The 25,670-nt window shown below is 48.1% G+C and carries 26 protein-coding genes; 8 read left to right on the top strand and 18 right to left on the bottom strand.

All coding sequences use genetic code 11. The features are described from left to right. Positions 1-135 precede the first annotated feature (135 nt). Genes ACYCSE_RS15335 through ACYCSE_RS15320 form a run of 4 tightly spaced genes read left to right on the top strand, consistent with a single transcriptional unit; the run spans position 136 to position 3,478 of the window. The gene (locus ACYCSE_RS15335; protein ID WP_165176405.1) at positions 136-1,320 is read left to right on the top strand and encodes an acetyl-CoA C-acetyltransferase; all 1,185 of its coding nucleotides are present in this window, start codon (positions 136-138) and stop codon (positions 1,318-1,320) included. Between the two features lie 55 nt (positions 1,321-1,375). After that, the gene (locus ACYCSE_RS15330) at positions 1,376-2,116 is read left to right on the top strand and encodes an acetoacetate decarboxylase (protein ID WP_250259069.1); all 741 of its coding nucleotides are present in this window, start codon (positions 1,376-1,378) and stop codon (positions 2,114-2,116) included. 43 nt (positions 2,117-2,159) lie between these two features. Continuing rightward, positions 2,160-2,825 (top strand): CoA transferase subunit A, encoded by a 666-nt coding sequence (locus tag ACYCSE_RS15325; RefSeq protein WP_250259071.1) that lies wholly within the window; start codon positions 2,160-2,162, stop codon positions 2,823-2,825. Further along, a complete protein-coding gene (locus tag ACYCSE_RS15320; RefSeq protein WP_459698643.1) occupies positions 2,822-3,478 on the top strand; it encodes a 3-oxoacid CoA-transferase subunit B in 657 nt (218 codons plus the stop codon). The genes ACYCSE_RS15325 and ACYCSE_RS15320 overlap by 4 nt, the downstream gene beginning before the upstream one ends. Positions 3,479-3,723: 245 nt before the next feature. On the opposite strand, the gene ACYCSE_RS15315 is transcribed toward ACYCSE_RS15320, so the two are convergent. Then, positions 3,724-3,903, bottom strand: a complete 180-nt coding sequence (locus ACYCSE_RS15315; RefSeq protein WP_013309199.1) for an H-type small acid-soluble spore protein — start codon at positions 3,901-3,903, stop codon at positions 3,724-3,726. Between the two features lie 56 nt (positions 3,904-3,959). Beyond that, positions 3,960-4,199: a hypothetical protein gene (locus ACYCSE_RS15310; protein ID WP_061829618.1), complete on the bottom strand. Its 240-nt coding sequence runs from the start codon at positions 4,197-4,199 to the stop codon at positions 3,960-3,962. A 211-nt stretch (positions 4,200-4,410) separates the two neighbouring features. Here ACYCSE_RS15310 and ku point away from each other — a divergent pair, with 211 nt between their 5' ends. Then, complete coding sequence (gene ku / locus ACYCSE_RS15305; protein ID WP_013309197.1) at positions 4,411-5,325, top strand: non-homologous end joining protein Ku; 915 nt, start codon at positions 4,411-4,413, stop codon at positions 5,323-5,325. A gap of 22 nt (positions 5,326-5,347) precedes the next feature. Here ku and ACYCSE_RS15300 read toward each other — a convergent pair whose 3' ends face one another. The 8 genes from ACYCSE_RS15300 to ACYCSE_RS15265 form a co-directional block, all read right to left on the bottom strand. Next, positions 5,348-7,159 carry an ABC transporter ATP-binding protein gene (locus ACYCSE_RS15300; RefSeq protein WP_459698640.1) on the bottom strand — a complete coding sequence of 604 codons (1,812 nt, stop codon included), beginning with the start codon at positions 7,157-7,159 and terminating at the stop codon, positions 5,348-5,350. Positions 7,160-7,179: 20 nt separating this feature from the next. Beyond that, positions 7,180-8,676: a nucleotidyltransferase domain-containing protein gene (locus ACYCSE_RS15295; RefSeq protein WP_459698638.1), complete on the bottom strand. Its 1,497-nt coding sequence runs from the start codon at positions 8,674-8,676 to the stop codon at positions 7,180-7,182. Between the two features lie 45 nt (positions 8,677-8,721). Further along, a complete protein-coding gene (locus ACYCSE_RS15290; protein WP_459698636.1) occupies positions 8,722-9,207 on the bottom strand; it encodes a lasso peptide biosynthesis B2 protein in 486 nt (161 codons plus the stop codon). 1 nt (position 9,208) lies between these two features. Beyond that, positions 9,209-9,511 carry a lasso peptide biosynthesis PqqD family chaperone gene (locus ACYCSE_RS15285; protein ID WP_025720436.1) on the bottom strand — a complete coding sequence of 101 codons (303 nt, stop codon included), beginning with the start codon at positions 9,509-9,511 and terminating at the stop codon, positions 9,209-9,211. After that, positions 9,498-10,541, bottom strand: coding sequence for a serine kinase (locus tag ACYCSE_RS15280; protein ID WP_459698633.1), 1,044 nt, complete (start codon positions 10,539-10,541; stop codon positions 9,498-9,500). Before ACYCSE_RS15280 ends, ACYCSE_RS15285 begins: the two co-directional genes overlap by 14 nt. A gap of 191 nt (positions 10,542-10,732) precedes the next feature. Then, positions 10,733-10,861, bottom strand: a complete 129-nt coding sequence (locus ACYCSE_RS15275; protein WP_459698631.1) for a paeninodin family lasso peptide — start codon at positions 10,859-10,861, stop codon at positions 10,733-10,735. A 53-nt stretch (positions 10,862-10,914) separates the two neighbouring features. Next, positions 10,915-12,840, bottom strand: coding sequence for an asparagine synthase-related protein (locus ACYCSE_RS15270; RefSeq protein WP_459698629.1), 1,926 nt, complete (start codon positions 12,838-12,840; stop codon positions 10,915-10,917). Continuing rightward, positions 12,837-14,105 carry a sulfotransferase family protein gene (locus tag ACYCSE_RS15265; RefSeq protein WP_459698627.1) on the bottom strand — a complete coding sequence of 423 codons (1,269 nt, stop codon included), beginning with the start codon at positions 14,103-14,105 and terminating at the stop codon, positions 12,837-12,839. Before ACYCSE_RS15265 ends, ACYCSE_RS15270 begins: the two co-directional genes overlap by 4 nt. A 213-nt stretch (positions 14,106-14,318) precedes the next feature. On the opposite strand from ACYCSE_RS15265, the gene ligD reads away from it, so the two are divergent. After that, on the top strand, positions 14,319-15,221 hold the full coding sequence (ligD, locus tag ACYCSE_RS15260; RefSeq protein ID WP_459698625.1) for a non-homologous end-joining DNA ligase: 903 nt from the start codon (positions 14,319-14,321) through the stop codon (positions 15,219-15,221). Between the two features lie 69 nt (positions 15,222-15,290). Here ligD and ACYCSE_RS15255 read toward each other — a convergent pair whose 3' ends face one another. Beyond that, a complete protein-coding gene (locus ACYCSE_RS15255; RefSeq protein WP_081276708.1) occupies positions 15,291-16,235 on the bottom strand; it encodes a YitT family protein in 945 nt (314 codons plus the stop codon). A gap of 195 nt (positions 16,236-16,430) precedes the next feature. Then, a complete protein-coding gene (gene cls, locus ACYCSE_RS15250; RefSeq protein ID WP_061830255.1) occupies positions 16,431-17,861 on the bottom strand; it encodes a cardiolipin synthase in 1,431 nt (476 codons plus the stop codon). A gap of 144 nt (positions 17,862-18,005) precedes the next feature. Between cls and ACYCSE_RS15245 the strand changes: the two genes are divergently transcribed. Together ACYCSE_RS15245 and ACYCSE_RS15240 are read left to right on the top strand one after the other, a co-directional pair. Beyond that, on the top strand, positions 18,006-19,037 hold the full coding sequence (locus ACYCSE_RS15245; RefSeq protein WP_459698623.1) for a M23 family metallopeptidase: 1,032 nt from the start codon (positions 18,006-18,008) through the stop codon (positions 19,035-19,037). 45 nt (positions 19,038-19,082) lie between these two features. Further along, the gene (locus tag ACYCSE_RS15240) at positions 19,083-19,544 is read left to right on the top strand and encodes a bactofilin family protein (protein WP_061830256.1); all 462 of its coding nucleotides are present in this window, start codon (positions 19,083-19,085) and stop codon (positions 19,542-19,544) included. A gap of 18 nt (positions 19,545-19,562) precedes the next feature. On the opposite strand, the gene ACYCSE_RS15235 is transcribed toward ACYCSE_RS15240, so the two are convergent. The 6 genes from ACYCSE_RS15235 to ACYCSE_RS15210 form a co-directional block, all read right to left on the bottom strand. After that, positions 19,563-20,648 (bottom strand): AI-2E family transporter, encoded by a 1,086-nt coding sequence (locus ACYCSE_RS15235; protein WP_061830257.1) that lies wholly within the window; start codon positions 20,646-20,648, stop codon positions 19,563-19,565. A gap of 241 nt (positions 20,649-20,889) precedes the next feature. Continuing rightward, on the bottom strand, positions 20,890-21,672 hold the full coding sequence (locus ACYCSE_RS15230; protein WP_459698620.1) for an ABC transporter permease: 783 nt from the start codon (positions 21,670-21,672) through the stop codon (positions 20,890-20,892). Beyond that, positions 21,665-22,585, bottom strand: a complete 921-nt coding sequence (locus ACYCSE_RS15225) for an ABC transporter ATP-binding protein (protein WP_250259088.1) — start codon at positions 22,583-22,585, stop codon at positions 21,665-21,667. Before ACYCSE_RS15225 ends, ACYCSE_RS15230 begins: the two co-directional genes overlap by 8 nt. A 109-nt stretch (positions 22,586-22,694) precedes the next feature. Beyond that, complete coding sequence (locus tag ACYCSE_RS15220; protein ID WP_061830260.1) at positions 22,695-23,186, bottom strand: hypothetical protein; 492 nt, start codon at positions 23,184-23,186, stop codon at positions 22,695-22,697. A 132-nt stretch (positions 23,187-23,318) separates the two neighbouring features. Continuing rightward, on the bottom strand, positions 23,319-24,296 hold the full coding sequence (locus ACYCSE_RS15215; RefSeq protein WP_459698618.1) for an LCP family glycopolymer transferase: 978 nt from the start codon (positions 24,294-24,296) through the stop codon (positions 23,319-23,321). A 14-nt stretch (positions 24,297-24,310) separates the two neighbouring features. Beyond that, entirely contained in the window at positions 24,311-25,651 is a 1,341-nt protein-coding gene (locus tag ACYCSE_RS15210) for a UDP-glucose dehydrogenase family protein (RefSeq protein WP_069292087.1), read from the bottom strand. Positions 25,652-25,670 lie beyond the last annotated feature (19 nt).

Here is a 25,670-nt window from a genome sequence, read left to right as displayed (position 1 = left end):
GGCACCATGATATGCCCGCATGCAAATGTATCTTGCAGTCGCTGCTTCTCGTAGGTTAAGAGCGGAAATTACGAATTGAAGTGCAATCATGGATGTATTGTGTTTTGAACACAGCGAAAGGAATGTGAGTTTTTAATGAAAAAAGTAGCTTTAGTAAGCCCGTTGAGAACAGCGGTAGGCTCTTTTAACAAAACCCTTGCGCCTCTATGCGCTTCCGAACTGGGGGCAACTGTGATGACAGCATGCCTTCAGCAAAGTAAATTAGAGCCTTCTTTGATTGATCAGATTTATTTGGGAAATGTTCTTCAGGCGGGCAATGGACAAAATCCTGCCAGACAGGCGGCATTAAAAGCCGGTATCCCTATTGATGTACCCGAAACAACGATAAACACGGTTTGCGGTTCAGGACTTCATGCCGTTGCTTTAGCTTACAATTCAATATTGGCTGAACAAGGCAACATCGTCTTGGCCGGAGGCATGGAGAGCATGTCGAACGCCCCTTACCTGCTAAGGAATGCAAGAAACGGCTACAAACTTGGCAACGGTGAGTTGGTAGACTCCCTAGTGGCCGACGGCCTTACGTGCCCGATCAACCATTACCATATGGGAATTACCGCAGAAAATGTTGCCGAGAAATATGGAATTTCAAGACTTGAACAGGACGAATTTGCCTATCAAAGCCAGCTAAAAGCCGTAGAAGCAAAAAACAAGAAGCTTTTTGAAGAGCAAATTGTTCCGGTCATGATCAAAACCAAAAAAGAAACTATTTCTTTCACAGAGGACGAACACATAAGAGGAAATACAACGCAAGAAAAACTTTCTCAATTAAAACCTGCGTTTAAGGAGAACGGGACGGTTACCGCCGGAAATGCTTCAGGAATCAATGATGGCGCGGCGGCCGTGCTTGTAGTGTCGGAAGACAAATGCAAGGAACATGCATTAAAGCCATTGGCATATATCAAGGGTTATTCACTTGTTGGCGTTGACCCTGCATATATGGGAATGGGGCCAGTGAAAGCCATTTCGACACTTCTTAAGCAGCAAGGTATATCCATCGATGCCATTGATCTTTTTGAAATTAATGAAGCGTTTGCCTCACAAGCATTAGCGGTAGTGAAAGAGCTAGGGGTCAGTCCGGAGAAGGTGAATGTCAATGGCGGCGCAATCGCGATCGGGCATCCTGTCGGTGCCAGCGGTGCTAGGATATTGACTACGTTGGTTCACGAAATGGTGCGAAGATCTTCACGCTACGGCATCGCCTCGTTATGCATCGGAACAGGAATGGGAATAGCCATGCTAGTTGAAAATGCGCTCATTTAAAGTGAGTGTTCAGGATGAATTTTAGAACTATCTCTTAAAAGGAAGGGAGATCGCTATGAATCAAAAAGATGTACTTTCACTCCAATCTATGCCTGCGGCTAGCGGCAGCTACGGGCGCCCACCATACCGCTTCATCAACCGGGAATTTTTTATCATTACCTATGAGACCGATCCCGCTGCGATTAGACAGGCGGTCCCAGAGCCTCTTGAGCCGGATGGAAGCAATACGGTCTCCTATGAATGGATCAAGATGCCCGATTCTTCCGGTTTAGGATGCTATGAGGAAAGTGGTATTGTCATTCCGTGTACTTTTCAAGGAGAACCCTGCAATTTTGTCGCCCAAATGTATTTGGATAACGCGCCTGCTATTCTGGGGGGACGCGAAGTCTGGGGATTTCCGAAAAAATGGGCAAAGCCTCGCCTGAGCGTGGAGGAAACGGAGACGCTGACGGGTACATTGCATTATAATCACGTCCTGGTGGCCACGGGAACTATGCCTTTCAAATATAACATTCTTGATGAAAAGGAAACGGCAAAAGCCATCGCAAAAACGCAAGTTAATTTAAAGCTAATTCCTGATGTTGACGGTACCCCCAAAATCGCTCAATTAGTAGCGTATAATCTCGAGAACATTACTGTAAAAGGCGCCTGGTCAGGGCCTGCCAGATTAAGCTTGATCCCCCATGTCAACGCTCCAGTGGCAGATTTGCCGGTTAAAGCTTATATTGGCGGGAAACATTTTATTGCTGATTTAACGCTTCCATATGGAAGAGTCCTCTACGACTATCTCCAATAAAGTTTGCTTTCCTAAAAATATATATATATAAGGAGAAGGAACCATGAATAACAAAGTAATCTCCGCTGAAGAAGCAGTTAAGAAGGTCAAAGACGGAGACACGGTGATGGTCGGAGGTTTTCTGGCAGGAGGCTTTCCGGAGGAACTTGTACGTGCGCTTGTCGACACCAATCCCGCCAGCAATCTTACGATTGTTTCCAACGACACAGGCACACCGGAATTATCTATCTATAAACTTGTAAAAAGCGGCAGAGTAAAGCGGATTTTTGCATCCTATATCGGCTCCAATCCGGAAACGGGAAGGCTCCTGATGACGAAAGAAGCGGAGGTCCAACTCTTCCCGCAAGGCACGCTCGCTGAAAAAATACGCGCAGGAGGAGCCGGTTTGGGCGGGGTTTTAACACCTGTAGGTGTAGGCACCGTTGTAGAGGAAGGAAAACAGAAAATCAAAATTGATGAAAAGGAATACTTGCTCGAACTGCCGCTCAAAGCCGATGTGGCATTAATTAGAGCCCATAAGGCTGATGAAGCGGGGAATCTTGTCATCAACGGCTCTTCACGTAACTTCAATATGGTTATGGCTACAGCGGCAGAGTATGTAGTTGCTCAGGTAGACGAATACGTAAAGACGGGTGAAATTGACCCTAATCATGTCAACGTTCCCGGAATATTTGTCGACGCAATTGTAAAGGTGGGTGAAAACGCATGAATAACAGAGAATTTATTGCTCGAAGAATAGCCCAGGAATTCAAGAATGGTGAAGTTGTCAACCTTGGTGTCGGATTGCCTACAATGGTAGTGGACTATATCCCCGAAAACATTCATATTATGCTGCAGGCTGAGAACGGAATCCTCGGTGTAGGCCCCAAAGCGGCTCAGGGAAAAGAAAGGATCGATTGTATCGATTCAGGCGGAAACTACGTTACAACTATGGAAGGAGCATGCTTTTTTGACAGTGCACTTTCATTTTCCATCATCCGCGGAGGGCATGTGGATATCACCGTGCTGGGTGCTCTGGAGGTCGATGAGAAAGGCAACCTTGCAAGCTGGATGATCCCAGGGAAAAAGGTGCCAGGCATGGGGGGAGCCATGGATTTGGTGGTCGGAGCCAAGAGAGTGATTGTAGCCATGGAGCATGTGAACAAAAATGGAGCTCCGAAAATACTGGAACAATGTAAACTGCCCCTGACCGCTGTAAATGTTGTAAAGACCATAGTAACAGAAAAGGCTGTCATCGATGTTATTCCGGGTCAAGGGCTGATGCTAAAAGAAATTGCTCCGGGTTTGTCGGTGGAAGATGTTCAATTAGCAACAGAGGCTAAACTGATGGTTTCACCACATTTGAGAGCCATAGCAGTATAAAGGTCATCATAGAAAGGAACCAGCTGCACCTTCAAATTAACTTGTCTGGCGTTTAACATGCTCTCTCGACTGCATTTATTATTACAAATAAGGTTCGCTAATTGCTCATTGAGCAATTGCGAGCCTTTTTTTGTTGGAGTGGGACCTTTCAAGCAGCATTCTGCGATGAAAGACTACAGCTGTCCAAGATCTTTCTACAGCTATACCCCATACTATGGAAAAAAATCTGTTTTGGTGCTCCTCTTCTATTGTTCTTCCAGACGATCCACACGGACGGTTTGGGTATTGGTGGGTCTGCTACCTATCTGTACAGTGGCCATACCGTTCGCTTCGTCTACATGCTCAATCCAGATCGGTTTACCATCCAATTGTACGGCAATGGTATCGGGCGAATCATAAATAGCTTTTGCTCGTTCCACGTTCATGCTATTCTTCCCCTCCTGATTGTTGTTGTCTGCATTCATTCAGAAATATAGTTCACCTAGTCTTCATCTATAATCCGTTCAACATCTAATGAAGGGATGCTATGAGAAGGCGAAGTTGAAACTACAGCCTCCAAATCCACATGAGCCACAGCTATGGGAAAAGGCGGTTGGATTCCATGGGAAAGGGCAAACTCTGGCGGCAATGCATCCTGTTCTCCTCCGGCGGGTCCCCGAAAGGCGACATGGTTTTGACCTACACGATGCCTGATTTGCCGAGGAAAGGATTTTCCGGACATAAATTGTGTACCTCCTTTTGAATCGGATATGCCTTACTATGCACCAAAATTGTTGTAACCATGCACAAGCAGAAGTAATTCGCAGTCTTCATTTGCACCTCATACAATCACTTGTACGAAGCATACTAAGTGAAAAATCATATGCTCATATCCCGGGGTGACCGGAATCGAAGGTGCAAAATGCGGATTTAAGAAAAGGGGGACTGGCGGTATGCATACGGTCTGGAAAGGCGCAATCAGCTTCGGGCTGGTTCATGTGCCCGTTAAAATGTTTTCAGCGACGGAGGATAAGGACATTTCCATGCGTTATATTCACAAGGAGTGTGGAAGCCCACTTAGCTATGTACGAAAGTGTCCCGTTTGTGATAAAGAGGTTGAGTGGGAGGAAATTGGAAAAGGCTACGAATATGAAAAAGGAAAATTTGTCATGTTCGACAAGGAGGAACTGGAGCAAGTTAGCGGACAAGCGGATAAAAATATTGTCATTTTAGATTTTGTGGATTTGCAGGAAATTGATCCGATTTACTTTCAGAAAACCTATTATTTGTCACCGGATCAAGCTGGCTCCAATGCGTATAAGCTGCTCATGAATGCGATGAAGGATACCGGGAAAATCGGGATTGCCCAAATCTCCATCCGCTCTAAAAGCAGCCTGGCGGCTATTCGGGTGTTGGATGAATGCTTGGCGGTGGAGACGATGTTTTACCCAGATGAAATTCGCCCCATTGCTCAAGTTCCTAACTTACCGGGGCAGGAGGAGGTTAAAGAGAAGGAGCTAACTATGGCAAAAATGCTGATCGAGCAGCTATCTACACCTTTTGATGCAGCGAAGTATACGGATCAGTACCGCGAGCGTCTGCTGGATCTCATTCAGCATAAAGTGGCTGGTGAAGAGGTGCGAATCGCCCCAACACAACCTCAGACCAATGTAGTAGATTTAATGGCCGCCCTTCAGGCCAGCATCGAGGCAGTGCAACCTGTCGTTACCGATCCCGGCCCTGCTGCGAAAAAACGTCCTGCGCGTAAACCAGCAGCCCCAACAGCACAGCAGGCTGTTGCAGGCGAGAACATCTCTCCGACTCCAGTCAAAAAGAAAAGAAGCACTGCCAAACGTAAAGAAACTTAAGCTGAGTTACAGAAAAGTCTGGCTAAGGGGTGGCGGTGAGACTGCTTTGATACGATAGTAGCTGACTGAACGCCCCCCGCTCCTCTTGTTCCAGTTGGCGGTAGTTCCCCTGCTGTATGACCTCGCCTTGATCCAGTACGACAATTTTATCCGCATGTCTGATGGTTGACAGGCGGTGAGCGATGACGATCAACGTCATTTGACCTTTCATCCGTTCCAGTGCTGCCTGAATTGCAGCTTCATGCTCACCATCCAGCGCACTTGTCGCTTCATCTAGTATAAGTACCGGAGGATGATGCAAGACAGCCCTTGCTAATACTAGCCGTTGACGTTCTCCTCCAGACAGACGAATCCCGCGATCTCCAATGACCGTGTCCAGCCCTTCGGGCAGTCTGGATACAAAGCTGTCTGCGGCTGCAAAATGTAACGCCTCCCATAGTTGCTGCTCACTAGCATCCTTATCTGCCAGCATCAAATTTTCGCGGACAGTCGCATGAAATAAAAATGGGTCTTGTGACACGTAGCCAAACGACTGCCGCCACTGGGGCAACAATTCGTCGTCCAGAACAAGCCCGTCTATTGTAATCTGCCCCCCAGTTGGACGTAAAAAACCCATCAGGACATCGACCATTGTACTTTTACCTGCTCCCGATTTCCCTACAATGGCTGTCATTCCCCGCGCGGGTATGAACAAATTGATACGACGCAATGCAGGCTCTGCTGCACCATCGTAGCGATAACCCAGATGGCTGCATTCAATTCCATGGCGAAGGGACAGGGGTTGCCGTACAGCTGCAGATGATAGATTGAATACCGATGGATCGGAGAAAGCTTCGCACTCCTGTTGCACCTTGGTGACACTTTCAAAAGCGGAAATCATAGACATGATGTATTCCAGACTCGCTTGAATAAGGGCAAATCGGGGCCATAAGCGGGAAAATATAAGAATCAGCACAATCAGTTTTTCAGATGTAACATGCAGCCACTGCAACGATATAAATATGACACAAGCGACAAAAACAGCTGCCGCTGTACGATGAAAAAACTGTGTGGTCGCATTTTGCCGGACAAATTGGGTCGTATTATCCTCCATTCGTTGTGTCAGGGAGCGAAACCAATGGATATTCGCCGCTTCCAACAGATTGCTTTTAATATCTTTCATGCCGTTCATGTGATCCGTAATTCCAGCAAAATAAACCTGCGATAGCTCAGTCGTACGATCACCTAATTGTTTGGCATTTCGAATGGAGCGGCGGAACACGACAAACAGCCCCAATCCACTCAGAAATACCAGTCCGGTTAAAGAGGGGGATAACCAAAAAGCCAGCGCAATCTGAATCAGCGTAAACATGACGGCTGTAGTCAGTTGAAGAAGTAAATTCGTTCCCTGACTGACACGCGCCAGCTCAGTCGTCATCACATGGCTAAAATCAGATTTACGCTGACGCAAATAAAAAGCCCACTGCGCCTTCATAAAGGAAGTGTACACGTCTACTCGCAGAGAACGCATAAAACGCTGCTGAATCCGCGAATTCAGGATGGATTGGTAACGCTGAAGCAAAGCCTGCCCTGTAAGCAGCACTACAAAAACCATCAACATCCCCGGCAACAGCCAGCTTTTAGGAATGAACGCCAAAAAATGATCCAATCCATCAGACAGAAATGGCATCCCTGAATGACCGACAAATACGCCGATGGCCGCCAGCATAGGAACAAGCATATAAATGCCAAAACCCTCCAGCAGGCTAACAATGATCATACATCCAATATTGAGAAATAACGCACCGCCGTTCACGCTATACAGCTTTGTCATATATAATCGCAGGTGAACCATAATGCACACTCCTTATCGAGTCAGTGCTTTGAAAATCGCCGCTTCAGCCAAAGAAATGGACGTAAAGGGATATACAAAAAATGCAGCTGGCGAGGCAGTGGAAAAACGGCCGAATCCCCCGTAGAAGGAAACAAACGGCTGATGAGGTACCTTAGTCTGTGTCTTGGCTCTTTTAAGGAAAGCAAGTAAGTGCGGCTGACCGGCTGATGGGCAGCCGCCGTGTTTCTGGGCATGACTTGGCTGGAGGCGACAGCTGGAGTAATGGGGGCACAACTGGTAGCGGTGCTCGTCGGGCTATAGTCGTCGTGACTGGCATCTTCTGTGATGCTAGTAACGCCACTGGTGGCAAGCATGGCTGCTTCGCCACAGGTACTACACAATGAAGGACCGCCATCCGGAGGGGCGGCCTCCGCTTGCTCCGCCAAAGCTCTGCTGTGCAGCAGCTCTGATGGAGCAAGCCTACCTGTACCCGACCCGTTGGCAATCGGGTATGGTGCGGGAACGCTGGCCTGCATGAAGGCCAGCGCGCTCAGCGCGAGCCTGTGCGCCTGCCGGGTAGCCGATACCGGACGCATCGGCTCTGGTATCGGCGTACCCAACAGCGCAGCGGCGAGCGCCCAGGCCTGCCCGCCAGCAGGCAGGCCCCCGTAGCGGCGCATCATCGGCAGTAGCGCCTCCCAATCGACAGCACATACCGCAAGCCTGTCGATGTCAACCAGCCAGCGCAGCCTGAACCAGCCGTGACGCGCACCATGCGCACTCAAGTACAGAAATTGATGCTCGCTGCCAAGCGTATACATACAGGACGTCATCGCAGTCCTGTTGTCGGCAGGTGCCAACGGTACCATCCGACTGGCTCCTGTAGCTTTACCCATTTGCCGACAGCTCCACAGCTCGTCAAAAGAGGGTTCCCCACCCCCATCCGGGTGAAGACGCCAATGCAACTCTATCTCTACCCGTTTTTGCGGATGGAGGTAGGATGCATGATGGTCCTTCCATTTCCAACTGCCAAGGACACGCACTTCTCCGCTCTTGGATGCATATCCGGCTTCCTTCATCCAATGCTCAGCCTCATCCATATCGTCAGGGGCAATGAGTAAATCGATGTCCTTGGAGGTACGCAGAGAAACATCCCCGTACAATTGCTGCGCCAGAGCAGGACCCTTCAGCATAAGCACACGGATTCCATGAGCTATGAGCAGCCTGGTCAGACGCCCGGCTTCTGCTTGAAGATGGAGCATGCGAAGCGTGTTTCGATGATATTGCGCCTGAAGGTTTCGCAACAATTCTGCGGGAATGAACGGATGATTCAATGTTTTCAGTTGGAGATACACCGTAGGTACCACTCGATGGTGCTCGGTCAGACGTAAAAAGCGGACCCAATCCATCCCACGCAGCTGGGTAGCAGCAGTCTTATCCTGCCAATGAGAAACGTCTTTCCCCAATAGAGAGAGTAACAATGTTAATTCCTGATCCTCATTCCAATTCGCAAGTTCCAAAACAGACTTGGTGGGCATGCATTCTTCTCCTTCGATTCTTTGGACTTCTTTTGTATCATCGCATTAAAGCATTGAACTCCCTTTATCCGCCATCTTCGTATTTGTATCCGTCACAGCACGTCTCCCGAATATCCCCACTACCGTAAATGCTTCCATCTCCCGTTTCCCCGTAACATAAATCGGTCCGCTACGTACCCATGCATGTGCGGCCAAGCGTCCAGCGGCATTTTTGGCTGTGCCCAGATACAGCGTGCAGTCCAGTTTTCTACGTCCCAGCAACGTCATCGCCGCAGCGGCTTGTACAAGACAACTACTGCGCCAAGGAGTATAACGACTTGCCAGCTCCACAGCGTGCGAGATCTGCTGAATGGACTTCTCCTGCCCGACATCACACTGCCATGGAGTTTCTTCCGTACATATACCCCAAACCCTTGAGTAATCCCCAAAAGAACGACGCTGGCGCAGCCTCGCCCATCCCAGCTCCAGCCAAGCTTCCGGCAACAACCTCCTGACCTCTGGAGACAGGAGAAGAAGCCGTTGTATCCGCATATTATACCGACTCCCGTAGAAGCTTTAACAGTCCTTCCCGCTCCAACTCAGCCACAAAGGTATGTACCTGCTGTCTGCACTGTTCCTCGTCCACCTCATATTCGTTCGTCAGGACAGTTACGATATCGCCAAGTGAAGGACCGGATTCTGCCAGTTCCCAGATTCGTCCTCCTGTGAAGCCTAAGTTGTAATATTTACCAGTGTTAATACTCATCATCACTTTTTCCCCGTCCATATCACTGACGTAGACTTCTTCACCGTAAATGACGCGATAATGGTCTTTAGCTGGATTAGTGGCTGCCATAACTCTTTTCCTCCTTACAAATGATATCAAGTACCCGTTGTACAACCTCGGACGCAGTAAAGACGGAACTATCCCTCAGCAGCCGCCAGCCCTCTACTTTACGAGCCATCCTAGCCGCTGTATCAAACGACCATTCACTCAAACCCATTCGCGGAATAATCACCCTACGATATGTATGTTGTAGTAATGTATGCAAGCACTCCAGAACGTTCAAGGGCTGTTCCGTAACTGCCACTAACTCCCCTTCGCGCATCAACGCACGGATTGGTGAATCTGCCACTAGCTCAAATACGCCTCCTAAGGGCAGCGGATCGCTAAAAAATTCATCTACGGCGGGTACGGCATATTTATTCAGCTCATCTGCAAGCATACGAAAATCTCTGTATTGTGGCATTACAGAATTGCCATCCGTTAGGGACCGTATGTGATTTATTGTGCGTGCATGCTTGTTCTCCCGTAAAGCCTCCAGTTGGAGCAAGCTATCCAACCCCAGCTTTTGCTGCGGATAAGCTGGATACACGATGGCTGAGGAAGCCGTAGCTTCTACAGCAATCACGTCATCACTAACCATCTGATAACCTGCCTGCCTAAAAGTAGCCGCCAGTGTCGATTTCCCCGTACCCGATTCACCCACAAATGCGTAGGCCCTCCCCCCAATGAGGACCGCACTTCCGTGAATAGGTAATATTCGTCTTTGCATTAGCAGAACACCCATGCATGTACCCAGCACAAATAGCCGCACGGTGTCAGGATCGGCCCCGGAGAATATGCTTACCTCGATTTCCTTGCCTTCCCTGACGGCATATATGGCCGTGCCTGGTATTTGGAACATAAATCGTTCATCCAGCATCACAAAATTGGCCTGTTCCAGCTGACCACTCCATGCAGTCAAATCAGCCTGTCGAATGACTACATCCTCTACTGCTTCCGGTGCTGCCAGGAGCAGCTCAGGCAGATTCAGTTCACTGGCAATCCTGAGTCCAAAGGCTGTATATTTCGTCCAACTAACATTTGCACTCCTGTCATGCACGGTAGGACTCACTCCTCTGTCCTTAAAAATCCCGTCTTTATTTCTTGGGCAAAACCTCTAACCCGAAAGAAATAAAGACGGCTCTGTATTGAATACGAGTCCAATGGATTATGATATTTTCGTTCATTCAATCGTTATCAGCCGAGCTGTCTGGCTTCCAGTCCAACATCGGCTGCATGTATAACCATCTATTAGCTTGGATTATAAATATCGGCATCGTGGTCGGACACCCAATCAATCTGTCTCCAGCCTTTCCCCGCCATGGTCTGGCTAATATCCAACATCTCTATCGTCGGTTCCTGCCATTCTTTTTTACTCATTTCATCACCTCCCCTCCAACGAATGACGAACTGTCCGGCCAGATCAATCTGAATCAGTTCAATCCACAGAGAAAACGGTACACGATCAGGCTATGCATTAGTAGTCGTATATTGGGATCAGACGCCTGTTCAGGGCGGGGGTGGCGAAGTTTCGCCATAGCCGTCTTTATTAACTCAATATTGAGATATTCAGCCGCTCGTAAATCATGACACATCAGTTGAAGCTCCCCCATAAACGTATCCCAGCAAGGAAGCATACGATGTAGCCAATCGGCAGGCTGCACGCCGCGTACCCGCTGGTTCAACCGAACATCATCAGGTAGATGATCACGCATGGCTTTACGAATGAGGGCACGGTCCCGACCGTTTTGCACATACTGCTCAAAAGGCACCGATAAGCAAAAACGAATTACCCGGCTGTCCCCGGTCGGATCACGTTCCCATAGGCCATAACGTAGTGAAAGTTTGGTCGCAACCACACCATTTTTGTTGGCAATCGCCAAATTTGAGAACTTCTCTTTTCTCGTCTGATCGGCATTTTTTATCCAACCTGTTCCGCTCAATACAGGAATATCTTCTACATGCATCCGTTTGGCAAACTCCGGGTGAATCAGGGAAGGAACGGGACTTCGATTGCTACGCCGCAACCATGAATGAGATTCAAGTGAAGTCGCTTTTTTCAACATTACGGGGAGTAGATGTGACATGTGCCTGCCCGTAAGCTTGCTGTACCGCCACAATCCCTGAAAGGATTGCAACCAGTGCAAACGACGAAACTGCCGGGCATAATAGTCCAGTGCAGGGCCCCACGATACGGTAAAGTTGCCTCGTGCCCCGGTCAACAGTACACCGACATTGTGCTCCTGTGCTTTTTCGTAAAAACCTCTGATCCAGAAGGAGTTTTCAAAATATTTGTAGGGTGCTTCCATGAGTTCCAGCCAAATATCAATTTCTGAAAACGGACTTTTCCCCTCAAAATCCATATAATTCTCGTGGATGTTGCCCACATAGCGAGCCGTAGACTGAATATAGCTTCGTTCGTTCGCCAGCAATGTAGGCGGTGTCCAGTCTGTAAAATCTTGAACAGGCACATAGCTGTAGGCATGCAGTGGCTTTTGTTGCAAGTGCAGCGATGGCGCGGCAAAGCTGGCAACCGCTCCAGAATCCAGCCCCCCGCTTAAGGCAGCCCCTACAGCGCGATGCGTCCGTAGTCGGGCAGTGACCGCCTGTGTGAACACCTCACGGAAAGCTTCTATGTACTCGCCCCCTGTTTTGAGCCGCAGTGGCTCTACCTCATCCAGACATGCATATTTATGAAGGGTTCGCTTTCCCTCCTCCATAGTGAACCAATGTGCAGGAGGAAGCTGGTTGATATACTTGTATGCGGTCGTTCCGATATCGACGGATTCCTGCATGGCGCGGATGGACAAAAATTCGGCCAGCCATGGCTCATGCAGTTCTTTTCGCAGAGAGGACAGAGCCAAAAGCGGAGCGACTACCGTGCTAAAGGCGAATCCTCGGTCATGCTGGTAGATGTACAACGTACGATTGCCTGTCATATCTCGAGCACCATATAATCGATGTTCCTTGGCATCCCAAATAACAAAGGCAAAATCACCGATCAGATAACCGGCTGCATCCACTCCCCATTTGTCATATGCCAGCAAAATCAGCTCGCTGTCCGTGATATCTTGTCGCCGTTCCTGCTCAACTCCCAGCCGTTCAAACAGTTCGGAACGATTGTCAATAATTGCATCCGCTGTGATTGCCAAATCTCTTAGCTCATCATGGAAGGGAAGACGCTCATGAACAGATTCCGGGGTCACATGCTGGGCATGACAACCCAAAAAAATAGAGCCTTCACACCAAGCGCATACGCGGTCAGCGGGATATTTTCGCAGGGCTTGCATCATTTTCCCGCCTTCTTCGGTGCATACGGACTCATGCCCAAAGCTATAGATTCCGGCAATCGCACTCACGTTCTTCCCCCTTTTTCTTTTGCTATACTTGATAACACTACAGACGCCAAGCGCCCGAGCTTACGGGCAAAGAGGCTGCGATATCGGAGACCTTGATTTGGGCGTTGATAGCTTTGGAGCTGAGCGATAAGACGGTTCCGCTCCTCATAGCTATGTGCCAACCTGTTTTCCAGGGATTGAATCCGCCGATCGTTCACGATCTGGTCCACATGCATCCTTGCCGGATCTTGAGGTGCAGCATGACGGGTTGCATTTATCACGAGTTCTCTGTTATCTGCATCCTGTTCTTCCAGCATCCGATAAGCTGCCTTCCATTCAAAGCCGCTTTGCTGGAGGAATTGTTGTGTACGTCGACTCAGCAACTCTATATCCGGCTCATCTTCAAAGCGGACTCCAGTCATCTGCTCAGCCTGCTCCAGCTCTTCCGCGTAACCAAGCTGCCTAAACATGCGGGACCCAATGCTTCTGCAATACAGCTCAATTTCCGTTTTACTCAACAAGTGTTGCCAGCTATGTACCGAATCTTGATGCGCCTGCTCATGCTCTCCTACGAATGGATCACCCGCTCCCATACTATAAAAAAGACTGGATTTGGGCGTATCCGCAAAGTTCCCGTACTTTTCCATCCCCAGCTCGTACTTGATTCCCAGAAAACCGCACAGCTTCTCGATCTCCATCGTTGGATTGGATACGAGTTGTTCATACCTAAGCGGGTATGCAAGTGGATGAGGTTTAGCAAAATAATGAGCATAACGGAATAAACCAACCGTAATATCCGTCATTTTCATATTAAAATGCGGGCTCCCCAGTTCTTCCAGCAGTTGAAAACGTCCATTCCGTAGCTGATTAACCTTTTTGAATGAGGCCACAATGGCCAAAGGATTCCGGATAAGCCACAGCCTGCGGGCAGCAGGGAATAAAAGGTCTATAAATTCTAAAACCGTATAGTAACGCGGGGATTTGTCGATAAGCATATCTGCTGTTGTTCCTTGAAGCAGACCATTATATATTTCAAGTGCATACGAACGGGAGGCCTGCTCCAATACGTCGGGGGGGACCATACCTTCAAAAAATTGCCGAAGTATCCCTGTTCCTCCATATGGCCGTGCATGTGACTGAGGAAGATCATATAAACTGAGCAGAAACCACATTTCCTGCGTGGCAAACAGGCGGGAATGGTTTTGCAAAATGGCGGTAAGCAGCGAGCTTCCACTCCGAGGGACACTTAACAGGAATACCAGCCCTCCGCCTTGCTTTTCAATCAAGCAAACTCCTCCTCTACCTCTGCTCAAGACACTTTGATAGATACATATCGTATTTTTTATTATAAATTTATGATACATAGTGTATCTTGTCAATCCCTTTGATGGATAAATTCAGCACTTCACGTTCATGTTAAACCATATGTAGATCTATAAGCTCAACAATCAGCCTATAAATAAAGATTTTGCTGCATATTAACCAAAGGAGGTAGCACTATGGGACAAGCTGTTAAAGGTACAATTACCATTGAAGGTCAGGAAATTCCTATCACAAACCCGGATAAACCGCTGTGGCCTGAAGTAGGCGTGACTAAGGCGCTATATCTTCGCAAGCTCGCGGTATTGGCTCCCTTCCTGCTCAAATATTGCCATCATCGTCTGCTGACCGTCATCCGCTGGCCACATGGGATTCACGGTGATTTTTTTTATCAAAAAAATGCCCCACGTCCTCGGCCAGACTATATTGAAACCGCTCTGCATGATGGTATTGAATATATTGTGCTCGGCAAATTACCACAACTTCTCTGGCTTGGTAATCAAGCTGCGTTGGAATTCCATCCCTCTCTGCATGAAACGGGAAGCAAGCTGCCCTGTGAATGGATGATTGATCTTGATCCATCCAGAGAGGTGGAGCCACGTATTATGGAGGCCGCCTCTATTGTCGGTGAAGTACTGGCTTCGCTTGGTTTGGATTCCGTCCCCAAAACATCCGGGGCTACAGGTGTACAAATTATCGTTCCGATCCGTACAGGCATAACCTTCGATGAACTTCGCAGCATCGGGCTATTAGTCGGGCAGTTTGTGACAAAAAAGCACCCGCATCTGTTCACACTCGAACGGTTAAAGAAGGACCGTGGAACAGCCATCTATTTTGATTACTTGCAGCATTATCAGGGGAAAACTCTGGCCGCTCCTTATACCCCGCGGGCACGCCCCGGCGCTACGGTCTCTACTCCGCTAACCTGGGAAGAGGTACGGCAAGATGTATCACCACTTGACTACCATTTGCTGAATATTGAGGAACGACTAAACCAGGTAGGCGACTTGATCGACAAGGTTCCTCCCCAGCCCGTAGAAGACGTCCTCAAGCATATGCGCACCAAGGCACACCGAACTTGATCCATGCTTGGAAGAACAAAAAAGGGGACGAACCCCACAGCCATTAGGCTGAGAAATTGTCCCCTTGCGCTAGTGTATTCCTTTTTTCTTAAAGCGTCCGCCCTTCACATCGTGAATGTTACCGATCGCAACGAAAGCGTGCGGGTCCCAATCTTCAACGATGCTCTTCAGCTTCGCTTCCTCCAGTCGGGTAATGACGACGAAAATCACTTTCTTGCTTTCACCCGTAAAGCCGCCTTCACCTTCCAGATAAGTGACGCCCCGTCCAAGACGGTCTGTCAGGGCATCCCCGATATCACGGTATTTTTCACTAATAATCCAGACCGATTTGGACTGATCCAGACCTTCAATCGTAATATCAATCATTTTCATGGCGATATAATAAGCAATCATGGAATACAGGGCATTCGGCCAACCGAACACAAAACCTGCACTTCCCAGAATGAAGATATTTACGAACAGTACGATCTCACCGACCGAAAAAGGAGTTTTTTCACTGACGAGAATAGCTACGATCTCTGTCCCATCCAGCGAGCCGCCGGACCGAATCACAAGACCCACCCCAACACCGAGAATGACGCCCCCAAAAATAGCGCCGAGCAGCGGTTCGCCAGGAGTCAATGCACTTACATTGTGAAGTAACGCGGTTCCGATGGACATAACGACGATACCGAATAATGTGGATAAAGCGAAGGTTTTACCGATTTGTTTGTAGCCGATAAGTAAAAATGGAAGGTTCAACAGGGTCAGGAAAATACCGAGCGGATAGCCAGTAATCTTGGAGGCCATGATGGAAATACCTGTAACGCCTCCGTCAATAACGCCGTTAGGAACCAGAAATATTTCCAATCCCACTGCCATCAAAGCTGCACCAACCACAATCATGGCTGCACGCTGAAACAGGCGTTTTACTTTGTTCTTCGGATTAGCTGGAATTTTGCTGATCTTGGTCAACTCTCCGGTCACATCTGTGATCTCAGACAGATTTTGGACTTCCTTGCTCACTACACTCATATATAAATCCCCCCGTTACAGTATGGTATATTGGACCGAAAAAGGGGCTGCTATCCGCAGTCCCCTCTCCTTTACCGCGCTTGTGTTATATGAATAGTATACCATAAAACTGCGATTTTGCGCAAAAAAGTTAGCAAAGAGCACATAAATCACAATAAAGTGGGATTATAGCGATAAAAACGTCGAAAATCGCCTTTAAAGGAGTGGAGAGAGCATGCGAGTTAGAATTTCAGCTGTTTTCTGAGATCGAGGCCGTCTGCGGAACACGTTCAAATCAATGCGTGAGGAGTTGGAAATGTCCTCTACAAAATCTGCCGAAAGCCGTTCCAGCGCTGAATTAGCAAAAACTACAGCGGTCAACTCAAAATTATAGAAAAAGCTGCGCATATCCATATTAGCGGTCCCGACCGAGCCGAGTAAATCATCGACAATCACCACTTTGGCGTGAATAAATCCTTTTCGATATTGGTAGAACTCCACCCCTGTCTCCAACAGTTCTTGCACATAGGATAAAGACGCCAGATGAACCAGCTTCGAATCTGATTGGTAGGGAATAATAATTTTCACATCTACGCCACTGACTGCTGCCAGCTTGAGCGCCTCATGAATCCCCGGATCAGGAATAAAATACGGCGTCGTAATCCAAATCCGCTTTTTGGCAACTGTGAGCGCACCAAAACACATTTCCTGAATCGTATCCCATACCTGATCGGGACCGCTGCTCAAAATCTGTACTTCCTCATCCCCGGTGCAGGTATGTGGAGGAAATAAATTCACATCCATCAATCTCTCCCCTGAAGCCAGCTTCCAGTCGCTAAGAAATGCATTTTGCAGAAAATAGACGCTATCTCCTTCAATCTGCAAATGCGTATCCCTCCAAAATCCCACTTTGGGGTATTTTCCGAGATAATCGTCGCCTATGTTAATCCCACCCACAAATCCAATCATGCCGTCCACCACCACGATTTTCCTGTGATTGCGATAGTTGATCCGGCGATCCAACGTGGCGAAAAACGGAGGTAGAAAATAATGAAATTCCACTCCCGCCTCACTACAGGTACGAATAAAGGAATAAGGCAAATTATAGCTTCCTACACCGTCCACAACGAATCGTACCTTTACTCCCTCACGTGCCTTGCGGATCATGACCTCTTGAAACTTTCTTCCGATTTCATCGGCCCGAAATATGTAAAACTCCACATGGATATGATGTTGCGCTTGTTCCATCGCTGTCAGCATAGCCTCGAAGGTTTCTTCACCGTTCGTCAGCACACGTGTGCGATTACATCCAGTCAACGGGTTTTCCGACATGCGAATTAACTGGTTAAACAGACGCTCCTGATGCTTGAAATGAGGATTATGCATTTGCTCCACATGTTCAATCACTTTGGATTGCGCCCACAGACGCTCGCGAAATTCACGAAACAGCTGCGATCCCCCTTTTCGGACCATTTTGCGCTTCTGATAATCCTGTGCAACAAAGTAGTACACGACAAAGCCAATGAGCGGGAAGCAAAACAAAATAAAGAGCCAGGCTACCGCTTTGGACGGCTTGCGAAATTCAAAGAGCAGAATCGTCCCGGTCTGAAAAATAAAAACAATTAAAACCAACAGCAACCACAGCATGTCTAAGCCTCCTTATATATCTCAGGATTTTGCAAAATCCTCATCTACGTTTTATACTAAGCTCCAATTTTTTTGACATGTTTGCCTCTTAAGCTGAATAGATAGTAACCACACTATAGGAGCGATGTCCGGAAAGGAGCGATTATGAAAAAAGGAAGCCTAAATCGCCGGATGACCCTGCTTGTTATTCGGGATGCACAGCAACCGCCCAAGCAGCTACAATGCTCTACTGCCGCTGTCATTCTCGTCCCGACTCTTGTGATCGCGTCTATCTCTACACTCGTGATCGGGCTGCAAATCCGTTCTTCCCATATTATCTCCCAAATGGAAACGAATCTTGCTGTCCAGAGTTTGCAGATGGAGGTCACGGTAGCGGACAAGGATGCAGCTATTGGGCGACTACGGCAGGAAGTCATGGAGCTGACGAATCAAGCCACCAATATTCGTGAACGCCTTCAGCGCGTAACAGAGCTGGAACAACAAATGCAGCAATTCATTCGTAAACACGGAAACTCATCTGCCACAAGTAACCATAAAAAGACCATGACGCCGCTCTCCTGGGATGCTTCCGGCCATATTGGAGGTGAACTGATCGCAGTGCATGAAAATACTGCACTCCTAACTCGCCAGGCAATGGATGATTTTCAGGAGATCGAATCTCTGTTGGACACGGTGGAACGTACGGTTCCCCGCTCTATTCAGCAAGCAAATGCCGTACAGCAGAATCTGGAGCGCAAACAAGCCGCACAGCTACTCCAGACCCGTAGGCTGGCTCTTGCCGAACAAGAGAATCCCTCCGTATGGCCTGTAGGTTCACGGCGAATGACCTCCAGCTTCGGCTATCGCAGCGACCCTTTTACGGGTAGATCTGCCTTTCATTCAGGCGTGGACATTGCCGGACAAACCGGTGATCCTGTCTATGCAGCAGGAGCAGGCACCGTCTTGGAGGCTGCTTCTAGCGGAGCCCGCGGCAAGTGCATCATCATCCAGCATCCTGACGGACTCCAGAGCTGGTATATGCACCTGAGCGGCATGCAGGTGGCTCCAGGAGATCGTGTCCACAAAGGACAGACCATCGGTCTGTTAGGAAGTACCGGGAGAAGCACGGGACCTCATCTGCATTTTCAGATCGTCAAGCATAACCAACCTGTCGATCCATTACTGTATGTACAATGAGGACTTTTCAAAATCCTTACAATAAAAGATTGGGGGAAAACCATCATGTTCAAGGAATCCAAAAAAAAGCTCTCCGCCCCAGCTATGGATACACTGCTCGCTAATGGCACCAGCTTTGAAGGTACAGTTGAGGCAGAGGCCAATATTCGGATTGACGGTCATTTTCAGGGCGATATCCGCAGCACTCGTACTGTCGTTATTGGAGAATCTGCTGTGGTACGTTCGGACATCATCGCACAAGACGTCATTCTTGCCGGTAAGGTGTTCGGCAGCATTACTACAGAAGGACGACTGACCATTACGCCGACAGGTGAACTGTACGGAAATACGGCGACCGCTGCATTGGTCATATCTGAAGGCGGTGTACTGGACGGCACAAGTCAAATGAACCGAACAAAGGATGTAGAGTTGTCAACTTCTACGGATGAGTCAAACGACGAAACCCAATCTAGTTTCAGCAAAAACAGGGAGGACAGCCAAGCCGATCTGCAATCCGAAGCAGGATAAAATCAGTATACACTCCATTCATTCCATAATATCCTCCACTCTGCGTTCCAAAAATAATTGGTACACCTTACGTATGACAATTTTTCCGCACATATACAATGGAATCACCAAAATGATGCCCAGAATCCCGAGCAGGTCGCCACCAACCAACAGTAAAATAACGACTGTCAACGGATGAATATCCAGCTGCTTGCCAAAAACTATAGGTGACAGCCAATTATCCTGAATTTGCTGTGCAGCAATCACCACGACCAGCGACCAGAGCGCCATCGAAGGTGATTCGAGAAATCCAATAATAACTACAGGTATAGAAGCAGCCACTGCCCCCACATAGGGAATAAAATTAAGAAAAATCGAAATAACGGCGAGCAGCAAGGCATAAGGCAAACCTATAATTAAAAATCCAAGGAACATCATCACACCCAACGCGACATTGATCAGCACCCGACTCACGATAAAGCTGCTGAGCGCGCTATCGATATCTTCCATGACCTCCAACGCGTCTTTGTGATATTTTTTAGGAAAGAAGTTTAGCATTTTAGGGCCAAACTTGCTTCCTTCCTTCAGCATGTAATAGAGCAATATGGGAAAAGTAGCCAATACGATAAAAAAGTAGGATACGAACGATACCAGCTTTACCGAGTAATCAGACAGTGTCGAAAAAGCTTCGTTCAACGTATCTGACAGTTGTGACAGCGGGTCTTCACCCGGAGGCAGCACTTGTCTCAAGGATTGATTATGCCGCCATTGGCTCAATTGATCAACCAGACTTTTAATGAGCTTCGGCGCATTTTCAAATAAATTGGTTACCTGATCACGCAGCGTAGGCCACACACCCCATGAGAAAACAAACAATAACACTCCAATGACCAAATAAATCAGCAAGATGGAGATAGATCGTTTGATTTTTCTACGTTCCATTACATCTACAATCGGCCTCAATAAATAATAGAGGAAAAAAGATAGCATCAACGGTACAACCAGCAAGCTGACCAAAGATACGAGAGGACTGAATATAAAGCTTACTTTGGTGCCCAAGTAAATGATGAGTAATAGCATGACAATACCAGTAGTCAGACGAAAAAAACGATTATTTTGCAGCATATCATGCGGCCCCCCTCTGTTCTGTTCTCTCTACCTCTTTAAACGCAAAATGACCCTATTGATTGATTGTTGCTGAAAATAGATTACAATATACCCCTACACTCAGAATGTGTAGCAAAAATGACATAGATACAGGATAAAATAGTGTTAAATGAGAATTTTGCAAATTCCTGAAATAATAAAAGGACGTCCAAATGCTAGGCATTTGAACGTCCTTTGTGTTACTCTATGGCACTTCCATTTAGGTCGAAACATCCCGTCTTACGAAAACCACCCAGGCAATGGCGATAAAAATCACATAATAGGCGGCCAGCACGGTGAGCGAAAAGGTTAGACTAGAACTTACTGTTCCCGGCGGCATATCTAAATATTTTTTCAGATCCATATGTGTAAATAGTACGTATTTAGTCCATTCATAACGATCTGTGCTGAACAAGCCAATAGAGTTATAGACTGTTTTGGTGAACATCATGAACAACGACAGCCCAATCGCCAAGGCACTGGAACGGAAAACTGCGGATAGCATAAATGCAAAGGCCATCGTCACGAATAAGGCGATATAGCTATACAAGAAGTTCAGCGTTACATAAGATATCGGATCACTGAACAGCGGAACAGAACCCGCTGGTGCATCTTTGGATAACATCAGCCATGAGGACAGCGTAACCATCAAGATCAAAATGATCGTTCCGAGCAAACTGAACAAAATCACGGATATATACTTGGACAACAATATTTTGCTGCGAGTCCAAGGTCGGATGAGCAACAACTTAATCGTTCCCCAAGTAAATTCACCAGCCACCGAATCAGCGGCTACAATGACCGTAAACGTCGTATTGAGGAAAAATGTAAACAACGTCGTCAACGCAATTCCATCCCACACACTGACCTGATCGGAAACCAGGGAAATCAGCATCGGAATCGCAGCCGTGATGACCGCCAGCAGACCCAGCATAATCCATGTGCGCACACGCAGGTAAATTTTCAGATTTTCGTTATGTACCAGCTTGAAGAAATCAGCCAATGAACCCGCCTCCCGTCACTTCCAAAAATTGATCTTCCAGCGTACGGGCAACCGGGCGAATCGCATATACTTTAACTCCGTTTGCAGCCAGCAGGCTGTTCATCTCTGCGATCTGTTCCCGCTCCAAGTGAAGCAGCAGTTGATTGCCTTCGACGCGCCCTGCTCCAGCAAGCGCATAAGCTTGCTCGGCATCATTTACCTCAAAAGCAATTTCTGCCGTCTGCACTTCCTCCCCTGTATTCTTCAGCTGCTTGATATCAACCAGCCGTCCGCTCTGAATAATGGCTACACGGTCGCACATCAGCTCCATCTCAGACAACAAATGGCTTGATACGAACACGGTAATTCCTTCCGTACGGGTCAATTGACGCAAATAATCCCGCAGTTCTCGAATACCCTGCGGGTCCAAGCCATTGGTCGGCTCGTCCAGCACGAGCAGCTTCGGTCGATGCAAAATTGCCTGAGCTACCCCAAGTCGCTGCCGCATCCCGAGCGAGTAGGTTTTTACTTTGTCATGAATTCGGTTTCCGAGTCCCACCAAACGAATCGCTTCATCCACGCGCTCTTGGGTCACCCCAGGAGACATTCGCGCAAAATGCTGCAAATTTTGATAGCCTGTCAAAAACTTGTACATCTCCGGGTTCTCAACAATTGCGCCGACATGGGAAACGGCCTTTTCAAAATCGGTATTAATGCTGTCTCCACAAATATGAATATCGCCCTTGCTGATCGAAATCAGGCCAACCATCATACGGATGGTAGTCGTTTTTCCCGCACCATTGGGTCCGAGGAAACCAAATACCTGTCCCGCCGGAACCTCCAGCGTCAGATCATCCACGATCGCTTTTGAGGAAATGATTTTACTCACACCCTCCATACGTATGACGGGAACCTGTCCTGTCGCTTGCTGCATACTATGAAACTCCTTCCATCCGGAGTGAAGCTGTTATCCATTTTACTTTACATTTCCGGTTTTGGAAGTATTGTACCATATTTAACCTTTTAGAAACACCACGCAGCCTCTATTCCTTGTCCTTGTATATCCAAAGCACCCGCCATTTCTCATCTTCCTGTGTCACATAACAAGGCTGTACGATATCAAAATTACCGAATCGGGTCTTGTAATGCTGAGTGACCGTAATACGGTAAACCTTCCCTAACTCCTCTCCATTCGGATCGGTACGAATGTCATATTCAGCCTGCGGCTCCCCCAGTTCAAACGTGAACGTATCCGTCCCCATATCCTGCATAAAAACGTGCGCACGCTGCTGTACATACGTAGATTTCTCGAATTTCTTTTTCATTTGCGAATGAAAAAACTCCCATGATCCTCCGAAATTTCCCGATTGCTCCATAGTGTAGAACTCGTTCAGTGCTTCTACCGCTTGATCGCCCTCGCCTGTAGACATCACCCCACGCAGACCCAACCACAGCAGCCATAACAATCCACATATGATGGCAAAATATAATAGCTTACGGACGAACGCCGAAGCCGCTCTCCTTCTAAACAGCACACACTGCCCCTCCCTCTGTTCGACTATACCGAATTCTCTACAGATGTATGTGGGACAAGCCTTGTTTAGAAGTCTTTAGAAGAAAATTACGGGTGACCTCCCAAATAGGGCACCCGTCTACATAAAGCTTACCTAAGGCGATATGGCCGTGGTAAGCATGTGCTTCTCCAGCACTCCATGGAGACGCTGGCGTTCCTGCTCCTCCACAATGTAATAATATACACCGTTGATTTTACGCCCCTGTCCCTTCAGTTCAACGGTATCCATCTGCTTGAGGGACGGACCGATCCGGGTCAGGAAAGTGGTCATATCGTCAAAGGTAATGTCTGTGCGAATCTGCTCCCCCGCTGCCTCCAGTATCGGCTTTACCCTCAACAGCCCTTCCTTGCTGATGGACTGGGCCAGAATTTGCTTGAGGAGCTCCCGCTGGCGGGCATTTCTTCCGAGATCCCCACGTGGATCATCGAATCGCATACGAGCGTAGGCCAACGCCTCAGCCCCGTTCAAGTTCAAATTACCCTGCGCAAAATGATAGCCCTCATATTGAAAATCAAGTGGATTATGAACCTCCACTCCCCCCATAAGGTCCACCATTTTCGCAAATCCTTCCATGTTCATCTGCACATAGTAATCTATCGGATGGTTCAAAAAGTGCTCAACCGTACGAATCGACATATCCACGCCCCCAAAAGCAAAAGCATGATTGATTTTGTCCTCACGTCCCCTGCCGATCAGCTCTGTTCGCGTATCACGCGGAATGTTGAACATCAACATAGAGCCTTCGGCAGGGTTAACAGACAAGACGATCATCGTATCCGATCGTCCCGGATCGTGAGGCCGCCGATCTACGCCCAGCACCAGCACGGTGAACGGCTTGAACTGGGAGATGGCTGCCGGATTGGGTGTACTTGATCCAATGTCTGTACCTACAGATCGCCCTGCTCCGCCCGTTGCAAAGGTAGAAACCGCCCCAGGCTGCACGATGCTGCGCGGATGATACATCGCATTCGCCGCTGTTTTAAAGGAATGATACACATAAGCGGTGTAGGCAGTAGCCCCTACGAGCAATAACGCCGCAGCCCCCAATGTCACCTTCAGCCATCGTTTCATACGCAGCCTCCCCTTTACGGATTCACTACAGACTGATGACGATCTACATCCAGATTGTTCATCTGTGGCCTGCCGACAGAATAGTATGCAAAGGCGGATTGTCTGATTTGCTCCTCGCTGTACACATTGCGTCCGTCAATCATAATTGGATACTTCATAAGCTCATTCAGTTCACCCAACCCGATATCACCAAATTCTTCCCATTCCGTCAATAGACACAGTGCGTCACATCCCTCTGCCGCTTCTCGTGCGCTATCTGCCCACGTTACTTCCGAGCTGTCCAGCAGTTTGCGGAAGTTAGCCGTCGCGATCGGGTCATATGCACGAATTTGCGCCCCTGCCTCCAGCAGCGACTGCATGATATCCAGCGCCGGGGCATCTCTTACGTCATCTGTATTCGGTTTAAAGGCCAGTCCCCATATACCAATTGTAGCTCCCTCCAGATCACCCAGCGCCTCTTTCAGTTTACGAATCACGTTAAAACGTTGCCCCTGATTCACTTCCACCACAGATTTCAGCAGCTTGAATTCATAGTCCACGTTACCTGCAATTTGGATCAGAGCTTGTGTATCCTTGGGAAAACAGGAACCCCCATAGCCGATACCAGCAGACAAAAAGGAGGAACCGATCCGCTGATCCAGTCCCATACCGTGTGCCACGCGTGTAACGTCTGCGCCCACCTTTTCGCAAATATTTGCAATCTCATTAATAAACGAAATTTTGGTCGCCAAAAAAGCATTCGACGCGTACTTGATCATCTCCGCCGAACGGATATCCGTGGTTACGATATTTGTCGTCAGCGGCTCGTGCAGAGTAGTCAGCACAGCGGACACATGCGGATCGGAAGCTCCGATGATGATTCGATCTGGCTGTAGGGTGTCTATGACTGCTGAGCCTTCGCGTAAAAATTCAGGAACCGAAGCCACACCAAACGGATAATTTGTGCGGCTCGCAATCCAATTTTGAATACGTTCGTTCGTTCCGACAGGCACCGTGCTTTTGGTGACAATTACTTTGTAGCCATTCATGGCGTCTGCCACCTCGCAGGCGGCTTCTTCAATATAGGACAGGTTCGCTTCTCCGCCTGGCAGTGAAGGCGTGCCGACCGCCAAAATAACAATTTCGGCTGCCTCCACCGAAGCAGCCGTATCTGTTGTAAAGCTTAGTCGGCCTTGTTCTACATTATCTTTAATAAGAGCCTTTAATCCCGGTTCATAAATCGGCACCCCACCTGCACGCAGCTGATGAATTTTGTCCTCATTCTGATCTACGCAGACGACGGTATTCCCAAGTGCGGCAAAACAGACCCCCGACACTAGCCCGACATACCCTGCACCAATTACACATAACTTCAAAGCAACTCCCCCTTTTACA

Source organism: Paenibacillus sp. SEL1 (assembly GCF_054602535.1).
The sequence above is the reverse complement of the archived record's forward strand: the minus strand, read 5'-3'. Positions and strand labels throughout refer to the sequence as shown.

Coding starts and splice junctions, on each gene's coding strand:
- ACYCSE_RS15335 (WP_165176405.1), top strand. CDS start 136: ATGAAAAAAGTAGCTTTAGTAAGCCCGTTGAGAACAGCGGTAGGCTCT.
- ACYCSE_RS15330 (WP_250259069.1), top strand. CDS start 1,376: ATGAATCAAAAAGATGTACTTTCACTCCAATCTATGCCTGCGGCTAGC.
- ACYCSE_RS15325 (WP_250259071.1), top strand. CDS start 2,160: ATGAATAACAAAGTAATCTCCGCTGAAGAAGCAGTTAAGAAGGTCAAA.
- ACYCSE_RS15320 (WP_459698643.1), top strand. CDS start 2,822: ATGAATAACAGAGAATTTATTGCTCGAAGAATAGCCCAGGAATTCAAG.
- ACYCSE_RS15315 (WP_013309199.1), bottom strand. CDS start 3,903: ATGAACGTGGAACGAGCAAAAGCTATTTATGATTCGCCCGATACCATT.
- ACYCSE_RS15310 (WP_061829618.1), bottom strand. CDS start 4,199: ATGTCCGGAAAATCCTTTCCTCGGCAAATCAGGCATCGTGTAGGTCAA.
- ku (WP_013309197.1), top strand. CDS start 4,411: ATGCATACGGTCTGGAAAGGCGCAATCAGCTTCGGGCTGGTTCATGTG.
- ACYCSE_RS15300 (WP_459698640.1), bottom strand. CDS start 7,159: ATGGTTCACCTGCGATTATATATGACAAAGCTGTATAGCGTGAACGGC.
- ACYCSE_RS15295 (WP_459698638.1), bottom strand. CDS start 8,676: ATGCCCACCAAGTCTGTTTTGGAACTTGCGAATTGGAATGAGGATCAG.
- ACYCSE_RS15290 (WP_459698636.1), bottom strand. CDS start 9,207: ATGCGGATACAACGGCTTCTTCTCCTGTCTCCAGAGGTCAGGAGGTTG.
- ACYCSE_RS15285 (WP_025720436.1), bottom strand. CDS start 9,511: ATGGCAGCCACTAATCCAGCTAAAGACCATTATCGCGTCATTTACGGT.
- ACYCSE_RS15275 (WP_459698631.1), bottom strand. CDS start 10,861: ATGAGTAAAAAAGAATGGCAGGAACCGACGATAGAGATGTTGGATATT.
- ligD (WP_459698625.1), top strand. CDS start 14,319: ATGGGACAAGCTGTTAAAGGTACAATTACCATTGAAGGTCAGGAAATT.
- ACYCSE_RS15255 (WP_081276708.1), bottom strand. CDS start 16,235: ATGAGTGTAGTGAGCAAGGAAGTCCAAAATCTGTCTGAGATCACAGAT.
- cls (WP_061830255.1), bottom strand. CDS start 17,861: ATGCTGTGGTTGCTGTTGGTTTTAATTGTTTTTATTTTTCAGACCGGG.
- ACYCSE_RS15245 (WP_459698623.1), top strand. CDS start 18,006: ATGAAAAAAGGAAGCCTAAATCGCCGGATGACCCTGCTTGTTATTCGG.
- ACYCSE_RS15240 (WP_061830256.1), top strand. CDS start 19,083: ATGTTCAAGGAATCCAAAAAAAAGCTCTCCGCCCCAGCTATGGATACA.
- ACYCSE_RS15235 (WP_061830257.1), bottom strand. CDS start 20,648: ATGCTGCAAAATAATCGTTTTTTTCGTCTGACTACTGGTATTGTCATG.
- ACYCSE_RS15225 (WP_250259088.1), bottom strand. CDS start 22,585: ATGCAGCAAGCGACAGGACAGGTTCCCGTCATACGTATGGAGGGTGTG.
- ACYCSE_RS15215 (WP_459698618.1), bottom strand. CDS start 24,296: ATGAAACGATGGCTGAAGGTGACATTGGGGGCTGCGGCGTTATTGCTC.